The organism is Embleya sp. NPDC001921 (genome assembly GCF_053594475.1).
Genome location: NZ_JBSFEO010000008.1, coordinates 13,482 through 26,794, shown reverse-complemented (window position 1 = coordinate 26,794; position 13,313 = coordinate 13,482). Strand labels below are relative to the sequence as shown.

Genomic DNA, 13,313 nt, shown 5'->3' with positions numbered 1-13,313 from the left:
CACCGATCCACCGATCCACCGATCCAGGAGGACACGGAACCATGACCCAGGCACGACTCGAGTCGCGGGATTCCGCCGACCGGCCCAAGGCATTCATCCTGACCGGCTCGTTCCCCGTGATCCGCCGCAATCCGCTGTATCTGACCGAACTCTCCGGGCGCGGCCTCGAGATCCTGGTCATCACCGCGGAGTCCTACCGCGAGCAGGCGACGGCGGCGATGGCCGACACCTCCAATCCCGCCTCGCAGATCACCGAAATCGCTTACGTCACCGGCGACTTCACCGTCCAGGGCGCGTTCGTAGCGGGCGCGATCGCCCGGACCGCGGCCTGGCGTGAGGCGTACACCATCGTCGGCGCCTACGCCGTGGGCGACTACCTCGCCGAGCCGACCGGCCTGCTCGCCGACGGACTCGGCGTGCGCTCGCCCGGCTTACGCGCCAGCCGCGCCTGCCGCAGCAAGTACCTCCAGCGCTGGTACGCCGCCGACCTGGGACCGGCGTCGCTGACCATTCCCGCCGGAGAGCGCGCGAGCGTCGACCTCGGCGCGGTGCGCTTCCCCGCCGTGGTCAAACCCGCCTCGCGCGCCTCCAGTTCCGGCGTCGAGACGGTCGACGACGTGGCCGCGCTGCGCGAGCGGCTGGCGACGTACCCCGACCACGAGGTCGTCCTGGTCGAGGAGAAGGTGCTGGGCCCGGAGTTCTCCGTGGAGAGCCTCGTCCAGGACGGATCGGTGGTCTTCGCGTCGGTGACGGACAAGGTCACCACCGACAGCCACACGCACACCTTCGTGGAGATGGCGCACAGCGTGCCCGGCGTGCGCGAGGATCTGCGCGAGGCGCTGTTGACGGCCAATCGGCGACTGGTGGAGGCGCTCGCGTTCGAGAACGGGATCGCGCACTCCGAATGGCGGGTCGGCGACGACGGTCGCCCGCGCCTGATGGAGGTGGCCGCGCGCACTCCCGGCGACGGGCTGCTGACGCTGTATCAACTGGCCACCGGCCGCCCCCTGGAGCCGGAGATCCTGCGCATCGCGCTCGGCGAACCGGCCGCCTACCCGCGGCCGCACCGCTACACCCGGCAGGTCTACCTGGAGCACCGGCCCGGCACGCTGGAGGACGTCGTCCTGGACTGGCCGGACGTACGGCCCGAGTGGATCGGCGACAGCGGCGTGTGGCCGGACATCAAGCCCGGCGGGCCGGGCGACGAACCGACGCTGCGCGCCGTGCTGGTCCTGCACAAGCGCGGTGCCTCGCTGGTACCGCTCACCAATTCCGACGACCGGTCCGTCACCTTCTTCATCGACGCCCCCACGCCCGACGGACTCGACGCCCTGGAGCAGCGCGTCCGCGCCGCCCTGCGCATCGTCATCGGCTGACCGGCATGACCGACGTCGTCCACGAGGAGGGCCACGACAGCGACAAGGCCGCCGTGGTGGCCACCTTCCGGCAGGCCTCGCTCCCGGCGAAGACGCTGCTCGCCGGGGCGTTCGTCAACCGCCTCGGCGCCTTCCTGAACATCTTCCTGGTGTTGTTCCTGACCGCGCGGGGCTACTCGGACGGTCAGGCGGCGTTCGCGCTGGGTGTCTACGGCGGCGGCGCCATCGTGGGCGTGCTGCTGGGCGGGGCGCTGTCGATCAGGCTCGGCGCGCGCACCGCGAGCGTGCTGAGCATGGTCGGCGCGAGCGTGCCCCTGGCGGCCATCCTCTACCTGCCCTCGTTCGGCCTGATCCTGGTGGCGGTGGCCCTGGTCAGCCTGGCCGGGCAGCTCTACCGTCCGGCGTCGGCCACCCTGCTCTCCGATCTCACCCCGGCGAACCGCCAGGTGATGATCTTCGCGATGTACCGCTTCGGGCTGAACCTGGGCGCCACCGTCGCGCCGCTGTTCGGATTCGCGCTGTACAACCTGGCCGGCCGCAGCTACGCCCTGGTCTTCTGGGTCGAGGCGACGATCGCGCTCTTCTACGCGACCATCGCGTGGCTGACGTTGCCGCCCCGATCCGCCGAGCCGGGCGCGGCGGGCGCGCCCGCCGAAGCGGACGCCGACGGGGAGGAAGGCGCACAGGAGAGTGAACGGCTCGGGCGGGGCGGGTATCGCGCCATGCTGCGCGATCGCCGCTACATGCTCTACCTGACCGCGATCTTCTTCTTCGGGGTCGTCTACGTGCAGTACCTGTCCACGCTGCCGCTCGACGTCAAGGACAGCGGCGTGGCGATCTTCTGGTACACGCTGGCGGTGTCGCTGAACGGCTTCATCGTCATCTCGTTCGAGCTGCTGGTCACCAAGTACGCGCAGGCCTGGTCGCAACGCCTGACCATGGCGTGGGCCCTGGTCCTGGTGGGCGTCGGCGTGGCCGTGTACGGCCTGCCGCTGGGCCCGGCCGTGATCCTGCTCGGCACGCTGATCTGGTCCGTCGGCGAGATCCTCGGCGGCCCGGCGACCACGGCCTATCCGGTGGTCGCCGGACCCGCGCATCTCAAGGGCCACTACATCGGCGGCTTCCACTTCGCCTGGAGCCTGGGCGCGGCGGTCGGACCGGTCGTGGGCGGGTGGTTGTTCATTCGCTTCGGGCATCAGGTGTGGCCGGTGCTGACGGTGGGTTCGGTGTTGTCGATCGTGCTGGTGCTGGTGTCGGTGCGGGACAAACCCGTGGCGGAGCCGCTGGGTTCCGACGCCGCCGACGCGTCGAGCGCCGCGGCCGGCGCGTCGGGCGGGTGACAGGGGGCCGATTTCCCGCCGCGGACCCACGCCCGAGGCGTCGACGGCGGTCCGCGAGGGAATCAGAGGATCAAGGACGGGCGGTGTCGCTATCGTTGCGTACCGGCCGTGCCCGTCCGGGTGCGCAGAGGGAAGGCTCATGGTGTTCACAAGCGTTCTGATGGTCGAGCAGCCGCTGTCCGCGGCGGACGTCGAGCTCGTCACCACCCTCCACGACGACACGATGTCCTTCGTCGTGCTGATGCAGCCGCGCGGCAACGAGGACCGACTGCTGCGCTCGATCGACGACGTCGCGCTCGGCGAGCTGAAGCAGGCCGTCCACGAGGCCGACGAGCCGGAAGGCGAGGGAGCCGAAGGACCCGCCGCCCTGGCACTGGAGCACTCGCTCCGAAGCCTGCGGGACACCGGCAGCGAGGCCGTGGGCCAACTGATCGAAGGCCACCCCCTGGACCTGCTTCGATCCGTGGTCGAACAGACCCACGCCGACGAGGTGATCGTGCTGACCGCCCCGCACCTCGTCGAGGAGTTCTTCCACCGGGACTGGGCCAGCCGGGCCCGCCACAAGGTGGGCGTTCCGGTACTGAAGCTGTACGCCCACGACGACCAGGAGGAGTGACCCGGCAAGTCCGCGACGGCGGCGGGCCGGGCGGACTCACCGGTCGCCGCCGGCTGCCCCGGCAGGACGGATGCCCTCGCCGGCGCCGATGGTGAGATTGTTCAAGATCCTTGCCGGGCCGCCGATGCTCTCGGTGTGAATTTCTCGTTCCCGATTCCCGAATTCAAGGCCCTCCGGCCGCATCCGGCGGCTCCACTCCGGCCCGTGCCGCCCGCCCGCCGGCGACGTTGGACAGGGGTCGTCGTGGCGGTCGCCGTGACGTCCGCCCTGGTGACGGGCTCGGCGAGTCCGAGCCCGAAGCGGCCGGTGGCCTCCCTCGCGTCGATCAACGCCAAGCGGGCGGCGGTCATCACGCTCGACGGTGACCACTTGACCCTCGCGCAGATGAAGGCCGTGCTGCACGGGAACGCGGGCGCGGTACGCCTGGCCCCGGCCGCCGCCGAACGCATGCGCACCGCCCGCACGGGAGCGTTGGCGGCGCTCGCCCGCGGACAACGCGTGTACGGCTGGAACCAGGCGCTGGGCCCGCTCAAGGACCATCCCCTCACCGATGAACAACAGCGCGACTTCCAACGCCGGGTCCTGCGCTCGCACGCGGCCGGTACCGGCGAGGAACTCCCCCCCGGCGTGGCCAGGTTGGCCCTGGTGCTGCGGGCGAACGCGATGGCCCGGGCCAGGATGGGCGTACGGCCCGAGATGGTCGAGCGCATGCTCGCGTTGGTCAACGCGGGCGTGACCCCGGTGATGCCCTCGATCGGCTCGCTGGGCACGGGAGACCTCCAGCCGATGGCCGCCGCGGGACTCGTGCTCACCGGCGACGCGGGCACCGCCCGGTTCCGCGAGGGGCCCGCGCGCGGAGCCCGCGAGGTGCTCCAACAGGCGGGGCTGCCGGTCGAGTTCCCGTTGGAAGCGGGTGAGACGCTGCCACTGATCAGCGGCAGCGGCGTGCTGACGGCCCGTTACGCGGCATCGGTGGATCGCTCGGAACGGTTCCTGGACCAATTCCGCGGCGCGTTCGCGCTGTTCCTGGAGGCGACCCGGGCCGAGGCGAGTTCGCTGGACGAGCGCACCCACGCCGAGCGGCGCATCCCCGCCGAGGAGCACGAGGCGGCCCGGCTGCGCGAGTTGACCGACGACAGCGCGTGGATGACCGAGCAGGGCCGGGAGCGGTTCGGCGAGACCTCGCCGCGCGTGCAGGACGCGGTGTCCGTACGCGCCGCCCCGCACATCGTCGCGACCGCCCGGCAGACCCTGGACGAGGCACAGACCATCATCACCCGCGAGGCGAACGCCTCGACGTCCAACCCGCTGCTGTTCGAACGCCCGGACCACACGTGGGAGTTCGTGATGGGCGGCAACTGGGACGGCGCGCAGATCGGACACGCGATCGACACCCTCAACGCGCAGATCACCGACGTGTCCGTGCTCTCGCACGAGTTGTCCGGACGGCTGATCGCGTCCAAGTGGAGCTACGGACTCCCCGACAACCTCGCCGGCCCGCCGATCGGGCTCAACTCCGGCATGGTGCAGGTCCAGACCGTCGGCGCGGCGCTGATCCCGGAGATGCAGGCGCGCGCGATGCCCGCAGGGGTGCTGTCCCGACCGGAGAAGTTCGGACAGGAGGATCACAACACGATGGCCATGGCCTCGGCGCGCAACCTCGACGACAACCTGCACCGCGCCGAGATCGTGTTGGCCGTGCAGTTCCTCCTCGCCGCGCAGGGCATCGACCTGGCCCGTCCCACCATGGGCGACCTGCCCCTGGCCAAGGCCACCGACGAACTGCACCACCGCTTCCGGGAACGGGTACCCACCCTCGGTGAGGACCGCTGGATGACGCCCGACGTCGACACCGCCGTCGACATGGTCACCCGAGGCGCCCTGCGCCCCGACGGGGTCTGACCCCCGCGCGATCCCGCCGGAGCGGCGGCGTCGACGCGGGTCGACGCCGCCGACCGGGCCGGCCGTACCGGAGCCGCCGGACTCCGGGGCCGGGGCACGGCGTCTCCCGGGGGCGGGGCGCATGGTCGCGACCCTTCGGACCGGGGTCCGGGCCCGGGTCACTACGCTGCCGTCATGTCCTCGCACGAGCCGGTCCTGCCGCCGTGGATCGAAGGGGAGGTGTGCGGGTACTGCCCGTCGCTGCGCTTCGCCGCCGGCGAGTTCGACGTGGCCGCCCGGCCGGACCCGGCGTGGCCGTGGCGCCCGGGCGAGGGGCGCCGCATCGACGCGGAGTCGGGTGTGGGGGTGTGCGTGCACCCGCACAAGGTGCGCCTGCCGGTGGGCCGCTGGGGCAGCGAACGCCGGGCCCCGGACCTGTCCGCCTGGCGCGCTCCCGAACCGGACGTCGCGCCCCCGCGCGACCCGGATCCCGCGCGGCCCGCCGAGCCGGTCACCCCGTCCCAGGGCCTGCGACGCCTCCTTCGCGGCACCCGCCCCACCCCGCGCGAGCCGCGGCGCGACGAGCGGCGCCCGGCGGCGGAACGGCGCGCGCCCTCGGTTCCCGGCCTGGTGTTGCCGGGGGTTCCGGCCGACGCCGACCGCCTCGTCCCGTGGCTGCGCGACGTGCTGAGCCGCGCGGAACCCGAGCGGTTCGCCGACATCCTCGACGCGGCCGAACGCGCCGCCGCCGCGACGCACCCACCCGAAACGATCGTCGCCGCGCTCCGCGACGCGATATCCCAGGGGGCGTCGTGGAGCTCGGCGGGGGATTGAAGACACGCCCTGGCCAGGGCGTGTCTTCAATGGCGAGGGTGCACCGCGCGCGGGGCGACCGGACTGCGACCCGAGTCGAGTGCCGCCGCGACGCGGACGTCGAGCACACGCCGGTGGGCGGGACCCCGAAGGAATCCCGCCCACCGGTGGGCCTCGACCGCGCGCGGGCGCGGGCTACGGCCGGTTCTCGACCGTGACCGTCTCGTTGTCCGAGTGCACCAGGAGGCGGTGCTTCCGGTCGGGTTGGTCGGCCATCCACGCCACCTGGTTCGGTACGTCGACGACCACCCGGGCCGGGTGTTCGCCGTGCGCGCGGGCCACGTGCTCGCGCATCGCGACCTCCTCCGCGTGCAGTCGGGCCGGGGCCCCGGCCGGCAGGCCGTAGACGTAGGCCAGCCCGCCGGTCGGCCAGTCGGCCTGCTCCAGCACGGCCCGGTCCAGCCGGCTGGCGCCCCCGACGACCTGGGACATGCTCATCGCCGGGGCGTATCGGCGCTCCAGGAGGAAGGCTCGCCGGTCCGCGCCGGATTGCAGCTCCAGCACACTCGGCGGCGAGACCATGCTGACGTTGCGGAACGCGGCGCACAGCCGGTCCCCCGCCAACACCTGGAAGTCGACGAAGAGCAGATCACCCTCGGCTCCGGCCGGACGGGCCTCCACGCGCAGTTGCCCCTCCGTGGGGAACGGGGCGAACAGGTCCATCCGAACCAGGCCGTGCGGATAGGGCACCACGTTCGGCCCGACCTGCGGATAGGGCAACCAGAACACCCGGTCGGCGATGATGTGCGTCGCCGCGTCGAGCAGCCCGGGATGGGTGAACGTACCCGGAACGGAACCGCGTCGCGCGTCCAGGATGCCCACCGCTCCGCCGCTGCCGTAGCCGACCTCGGTGAGGTACTGGAAGGCCGGACCGTGTGGCAGCCGATTGGTCAGATACGGCAGCTCCGCGCGCCGGGCATCGGTGAGCGGCGGCAGCGGAGCCGGCGTCGCGGGCCGGTCGAAGGTGATCGTCGCCTCGGCCACGAGTTCGAACCGGGACAGCGCCTCGTTCCGGGCCGGCCGCCACATCAACAGGCTGACGTGTACGTCCCGCTCCCGACCCGCGATCGGCTCGACCCTGGTGGCCAGACGTGTGGGGCTCACCACCGGGATCCAGCGCTGGAGGCGCAGTTCCCGCAGACCGGTGGCCCGGAGTCCGGTGTGCGTGCTCGCCGCCTGGAAGAGGTGGTCCACCGTGCACATCATCGGCAGCACCGGCAACGTCCAGGTGGGGCAGTGGTCCAGCACCCACGGATCGTCGTCGGGGCTGACCACGAACTCGCGCTCGGCCGGGCCGCGTTGCGGCGTCGGCATCGGCATCGGCGCGGCGACCGCAGTTGCCTCGGCGACCTCGGCGACCTCGGCGATTTCGGCCACCGGTTCGGCCGGCAGCACCGGGGCGATCGAGGCGACCGGAGGTACCGGTTCCCCCGGTCCCACCGGGTGCGGTACCGGTGCGCCCGTCCGCGCGACATGCGGTGCCGGTGCCCCGACCTCCGCCGGATACGGCTCCCGGAACGCGCCCGCGACCTCGAGCAGTGCTCGGGCCGCCCGCTGCTGCATCTCCAGGAACAGCAGGTGGTTCTCGTGCCGAGCGTTCAGGAACTGCAGATGCGACCTGCCCACGAGCCGCTGGTGGGCGCTGAGCGCGGCCGGCACCAGGCTCTCCTCGACCGACACGTGGCTCGGCGTCACCGACGGGGGCGGCGGGGGCGCGGCCATGGCCGGGGCCGCGACCGCGGCCGGGACCGCAGCCGGGACCGCGACCGCGGCCGAAGTCCGGGCCACCGCCCGTGCGCCGGCACCGATCTCGACCGCCGGCACCGCGCGGGCCGCCGGAAGCGCCACGAGTTCGCGCGCCGGGCGCGCCTCCTGGAGCCGCAGCACGGTCCTGAGGTCGAAGAACGCGATGCTGGACAGACGCCGGGCGGGCGTCTCCCCTTCGGCCCTCCGGCCCAGTGTCGCGAAGCCGGTCTCGGCCGGGGCCGTGTCCCCCGCGTTCAGGACGAGCTCGGCCGGCGGCGCGCCGAGCGCGGCGACGCTCACCATCGCCCGGGTCAACTCCGGCCGCGGCACTGCCCCGGCGCCCAGGGTGGGCACACTGCGGTGGTACAGGGCCACGGTCGCACAGGCCACGCTCAGGAGGCCGGCGGCGCAGTGCGGGCGACCGAACAGGCCGGACGGATCCAACCGATCCGACCGGTCCGACCGGTCCGACTGCGCGAGCGAGGATTCGAGGTCGCCGACCACCAGATCGACGGCGTCCGACGCCGCCGCCCCGTCGGCCGAGTCCCGGTCCCGGCCCTGCGGTTCGATCAGGGCGAGGACGGGGTCGCCGTCCCGACGCGCGTGGTCGAGTCGCTTCAGGGCCAGCACCACGGCCGCGTTTCCCTCGGCTCCGGGGAGTCCGAGGTCGCGGACGACCGCTCGGTGGACCACCGTGGAGGCGAGGTCGACCGCGCCCACGAGTGCCGCGTCGCTCGCCCCACTGCCGATCGCGTCGACCGCCATGTCGAGCGCGCGGATCCCGGAGGCCTCCTCGGCGCAGACCGCGACGCTGTGGTCGGTCAGCCGAAGTTGCGCGCTGATCCGGTTGGCGGCGATGTTGCCCAGGCCCCCGAGGGACCACGGCGGGCAGTTCAACGGGTCGGCGACGCGGTCCTCGGAGGACGCCTCGGCCGCCGCCGACCGGCGCGCCTCCAGGGTGGTGCGGTTGTGCCAGACCGAGAACTCGGCGTGCACGGTCGCCGCGCCGACGCCGACGAGCACCATGGTGCGCTCCTCGGGCAGTTCCAGCCCGCGGGCGGCGTCGCGGGCGGCCTCCAGCACCAACAGGTGTTCGCCGGAGGTCTGGAGCATGTCGTTGGGCGGCATGCGCAGGCCGTCCACGCGCAGTTCGACCGTACGCGGCGGTCGCAGCCTGGGCTCGCCCGCCAGCAGGGCGTCGACGAAGTCGCCGGTGGTGTCGCCGTCACCGACGCGGGCGCCGAGGCCGACGACCGCCACCTGGTGCCGGCGGCGCGCGGCGGGGCCGGGCACGGCCACGCCGGGGAAGGAGACCGACGCCCGGTCGGCGGTGTTCCAGGCGTCCACGACCAGGTGGGCGTTGACACCGCCGAAGCCGAATCCGCTGACCGCGGCGCGCCGAAGGCCCTGCCACTCCTCCGGCCGGGCCAACGGACGCAACGGTGTGCCGCGCATGGCGTCGATGGCCTCGTCGGCACCGACGGTGGGCGGCAGCGTGCCGTGTTCCATCGCGCCCAGCACCTTGAGCAGCGCGGCGCCCGACGCGGCGGTGAGCGGATGGCCGAGGTTGCCCTTGACCGAGCCGACCGGCAGGTCCGTACGCTCCGCGAAGATCCGGGCCGCGCAGCCCGCCTCCACGGTGTCGCCGACCGCGGTGCCGGTGGCGTGGCATTCCAGCAGGGACACCGTCTTGGGATCGATGCCCGCGGCCTGGTAGGCCAGGCTCATCGCGCGTTGTTGCCGGCCGCCGTCCGGGACGAGCATGCCGCCCCGGCCGCCGTCGTTGGTCGCCCCGATGCCGCGGATCACGCCCAGCACGGGCACGTCCGCGGCCAGGGCGTCCTCCAGCCGCATGAGCGCGACCATGGCGGTCCCCTCGGCGGGGACCAGACCGTCGGCGTCCCGGTGGAAGGGCCGGGAGCGTCCGCTGGGGCTCAGTGCCCCCAGCCGACCCATGCCGTGGCTGATGATCTCGGGCGCGCCGCCGTTGAGCGCCCCGGCGACCATCAGGTCCGCCTGCCGGAAGGAGAGCTTCCGGCAGGCGAGTTCGATCGCGTACAGCACCGAAGCGCAGGCCGCTTCCAGGACCACGGCGCCGGCGCGCAGTTCGAACGCCCGGGCCACCAGTTGCGCCGGGAGCCCGAAGCAGAACCGGCTCGCCGGGATCGGCGCGTGCCGGTCGTGCCGGGGCCATCCGGCCCGGACCTCGGCCGGCTGCGAGCGCAGCCAGACGTCCTCGGCGTAGGCGGTCATCGACGTGGTCGGGCACGAGATGTTGCCCAGGACCAGCCCCGCGCGTGGCTGCAGGCCGAGCCGGCCGACGTCCGCGAGCGCCTGCCGGGTCGCGTGCATGACCCAGCGCACGGTCGGATCCAGGCCCATGACCTGTTCGGCGTCGATGGCCAGGCCGTTCGGGTCGAAGCGCTCCTCGAACCCGGTGACATGGCCGAACACGGTGCTCGCGGGGTCGGCCCCGCTCCAGTCGGGTCCGGCCTTCGAGCGCCCGATGGAGAACGGGGTCAGTCGTACCGCGCCGGAGACCACGGTGTCCCACAGTTCGGCGGGATCGTTGGCTCCGGGCAGAACGCAGCCGCGTCCCACGATGGCGATGGCGGGAAAGTTCATGCCCCTCACGCGTCCGTCGAGATCAACGCCGCGGTTCGCTGCGAGCTGGACAGGTCCGGACGGTAGACCATCTCCACGCCGGCGAGCACGCCCAGGACCCGCTCCGCGCCCTCGTGTTCGGTGGTCAGCCAGATGTCGCAGATCGCGTTGTCGGTGCCCTGCATGACGCTGTGCACGGTGCACTTGACCGGCGCGTCCACGGCTCCGGTCGACAACACGCGTACCTCGCGAACGCCCATCGGCAGGGACTGCACGCTGGCCGAGGACAACACCCACAGGCAGGCCGCCTGGAGCGCGCCGTCCATGACGAGCGGGTCGGTCTGCCAGTTGTCGTGCGCCCAGCCGAGCTGCCGGAGCCCGACGAGGTCGCAGGTCGCCCCGGCGGAACTCAGCCCGTTGATCGTGCTGATGGCGTGGAAGAGCGGTCCGTGGAAGAGCATGGCCCCGTCGTAGACGGCGCTGCCGGGGTGTACCTCGAAGCTCTCGTCGACGGGCTCCGCGGCCGGGGCGGTCAACGTCGCGACCTCGCCCGGACCCGCGAGGGCCGCGTAGTGCAGGGCGCCGTCGGCACTCTTGAGTTCCAGGCGCAGCGGGGCGTCCGGGTGGGTGGCGTCCGGGCGCGCGTGCACCCGCAGCCGGGTCTCCTCCACACCGAACTTGTCCAGTGCGACGGCGCGCAGCACGCGCAGGTCGCGGACCAGCACGGAATCCTGGTCGGGCAGGGCCGCACGCGCGGCGCGGGCGAACCATTCCAGGACCAGGGCCACCGGCACCACGGGGCGTCCCGCGATGCTGTGGTCGACCAGGTAGGGGTGGGTGTCGGCGCCGACCAGGATCTCCGTGACGCCGCCGTGGTCGGTCTCGACGGCGGGACCGGCCGCGCCGGCGGCGATCGAGACGCAGGCCGGTCCGGACTGCTCGAGTTCGGTCATGAACGCCTGGACGCCCGCGCTCTCTTCCAGGAGCGGGACGCCGAGCCGGCGGAAGTGCTCGGCGTGCGCGGGGGAAACCATGCCGGCGGCCCAGGGGCCCCAGGCCACGGCCCGAACGGTGCACTGCGGGCGGTGGGCCGCCTCGGTCGCGGTGATCTGCTCCATGGCCTGGTTGGCCGCCGCGTAGTCGCTCTGCCCGGCGGTGCCCAGTCGCGCGCTGACCGAGGAGAAGGCGCACACCAGGCGCACCGGGTCGTTGTCGGTCAGGTCCAGGAGGGTGCGGAATCCGCGCACCTTGGTGTCGTAGACGGAGGTGAACTGGGCCTGGGTCTTGTCCGAGATGTTGCTGTCGGCGATGACACCGGCGGCGTGGATGATGCCCGTGATCGGACCCCAGTCGCGGCGTACCTCGGCCAGCGCCTCGAAGACCCGCTCGCGGTCGGTCGCGTCGGCGGTGACGTAGCGGGTCTCCGCTCCGGCGACGGCCAGCAGTTCCAGGGTGGTGCGGATCTCGCGGGAGGCGAGCACCCGGCCGGAGGCGACGGCGAGTTCGGCCAGGGTCGGGGTCGCGCCGGTCTTCTCGTCGCGACGGTTGCTCAGCACCTTGCGGATGGCGGTCTCGTCCGCGGCGCCGCGCAGTTCGTCGTCCTCGTCGACGGGGCGGGTCCGGCCCAGGAGCAGGAACTTGGGCCGGTGGGCGCCGGCGAGGGCGATCAGGCAGGACGCGGTGATGCCGCGGGCGCCGCCGGTGACCACGACCACCGGGTCCGGCCCGAGGTCGAGCGGCCGCGGCGTTCCGAGGGTCTCGGTGGTGCCGCGGAGCAGCGCGCGCGAGCCGTCGGCGGTCAGCGCGACGTCGGTGGTGTCGTCGCCGTGCAGGAGCTCGGTGGCGATGGCCTGGGCGAGGTCCTGGGGGGCGCGGGCGGCCCGCTCGATGTCGATCGTCTTGATCGAGGCGTGCGCCCATTCGTTCGCGGCGGTGCGGGCCAGCGCGGCGATGCCGGCGCAGCCCTCGCGACCGCGGATGCCGGAGGTGCCGAACGCGCCGCCGGTGTCCTGGACGACGACCAGGACGCCGCCTCGGCGGTCCATCGCCTCGGCGATGGTGTGCAGGATCGTGAAGACCTCGCGGGTGGGTGCGTCCGGGTCCTGCTCCGGGTCGATCTCGCGCAGGCCGGCGAGGGCGATCACGGCGGTGCAGTCCTCGGTCACCCGGTCGGTGACGGTGACCTTGATGCCCTCGCGGCGCAGGGTCTCCGCCAGGCATTCGGCGACGCCGGTGCCGTCGTCGGTGATCAGCAGGGGTTGTTCGCGCAGGCCCTTGAGGGGACCGCCGGTCGCGGCCTCGGTGGGTACCAGGGTGGTGCCGGTGCGCAGGACCGTGAGCTGGGGCTCGGCGTGCTTGGCCTGCGCGGGGATCTGCTCCTGCGCGCGGGCGGCCGGCGCGGCGGGCGCGACCGGGGCCGGGGCCTGCGGGGTCGCGGCGTCGGGCGTGCGCAGCGAGGTGATCTTGTCGGCGATGGCGGCGATCGTACGCAGCCGGGCCAGGTCCGCCGGGTCGACGTTCGCCTCGTCCGGGAAGTGGTCCCGCAACCGGGTCAGGATCTGCACCCGCTTGATCGAGTCGACACCCAGGTCGACCTCCAGGTCCATGTCCGGCGTGAGCATCTCCACCGGATAACCGGTCAGCTCGGCCACGATCGCCAACGCCACGTCCGCGCCGCTCTCCTGGGTCGGAGCCGCGGCCGATTCCGGAAGCGGGGCCAGGGCCGGGGCCGGGACGGAGGCGAGCGCCCGGGACTGCGGGGTCGCGCCGTTCGGCGCCCGAAGCGAGGTGATCTTGTCGGCGATGGCGGCGATCGTACGCAGCCGGGCCAGGTCCGCCGGGTCGACGTTCGCCTCGTCCGGGAAGTGGTCCCGCAAC

Annotated in this window: 7 protein-coding genes; 5 read left to right on the top strand and 2 right to left on the bottom strand. The window is 73.1% G+C overall.

The window, feature by feature from the left end; translation table 11 throughout:
- Nucleotides 1-41: 41 nt before the first annotated feature.
- The 5 genes from ACWCPW_RS11615 (at nt 42) to ACWCPW_RS11595 (ending at nt 6,047) form a co-directional block, all read left to right on the top strand.
- Nucleotides 42-1,376, top strand: coding sequence for an ATP-grasp domain-containing protein (locus ACWCPW_RS11615; protein WP_449761362.1), 1,335 nt, complete (start codon nt 42-44; stop codon nt 1,374-1,376).
- Nucleotides 1,377-1,381: 5 nt separating this feature from the next.
- Entirely contained in the window at nt 1,382-2,716 is a 1,335-nt protein-coding gene (locus ACWCPW_RS11610; RefSeq protein ID WP_449761361.1) for an MFS transporter, read from the top strand.
- A 142-nt stretch (nt 2,717-2,858) separates the two neighbouring features.
- Nucleotides 2,859-3,332, top strand: coding sequence for an indole-3-glycerol phosphate synthase (locus ACWCPW_RS11605; protein ID WP_449761572.1), 474 nt, complete (start codon nt 2,859-2,861; stop codon nt 3,330-3,332).
- Between the two features lie 243 nt (nt 3,333-3,575).
- Nucleotides 3,576-5,234, top strand: coding sequence for an HAL/PAL/TAL family ammonia-lyase (locus tag ACWCPW_RS11600; protein WP_449761360.1), 1,659 nt, complete (start codon nt 3,576-3,578; stop codon nt 5,232-5,234).
- A gap of 174 nt (nt 5,235-5,408) precedes the next feature.
- Nucleotides 5,409-6,047: a hypothetical protein gene (locus ACWCPW_RS11595; RefSeq protein WP_449761359.1), complete on the top strand. Its 639-nt coding sequence runs from the start codon at nt 5,409-5,411 to the stop codon at nt 6,045-6,047.
- Between the two features lie 174 nt (nt 6,048-6,221).
- Here ACWCPW_RS11595 and ACWCPW_RS11590 read toward each other — a convergent pair whose 3' ends face one another.
- Complete coding sequence (locus ACWCPW_RS11590; RefSeq protein ID WP_449761358.1) at nt 6,222-10,457, bottom strand: hotdog fold thioesterase; 4,236 nt, start codon at nt 10,455-10,457, stop codon at nt 6,222-6,224.
- Nucleotides 10,458-10,462: 5 nt separating this feature from the next.
- Nucleotides 10,463-13,313, bottom strand: a 2,851-nt coding sequence (locus tag ACWCPW_RS11585) for an SDR family NAD(P)-dependent oxidoreductase (protein ID WP_449761357.1), incomplete at its 5' end; no start/stop codon positions are given.

Bases quoted from the DNA above. Each gene is read 5' to 3' on its own strand.
- ACWCPW_RS11615 (WP_449761362.1), top strand. From the start codon at position 42: ATGACCCAGGCACGACTCGAGTCGCGGGATTCCGCCGACCGGCCCAAG.
- ACWCPW_RS11610 (WP_449761361.1), top strand. From the start codon at position 1,382: ATGACCGACGTCGTCCACGAGGAGGGCCACGACAGCGACAAGGCCGCC.
- ACWCPW_RS11595 (WP_449761359.1), top strand. From the start codon at position 5,409: ATGTCCTCGCACGAGCCGGTCCTGCCGCCGTGGATCGAAGGGGAGGTG.
- ACWCPW_RS11590 (WP_449761358.1), bottom strand. From the start codon at position 10,457: ATGAACTTTCCCGCCATCGCCATCGTGGGACGCGGCTGCGTTCTGCCC.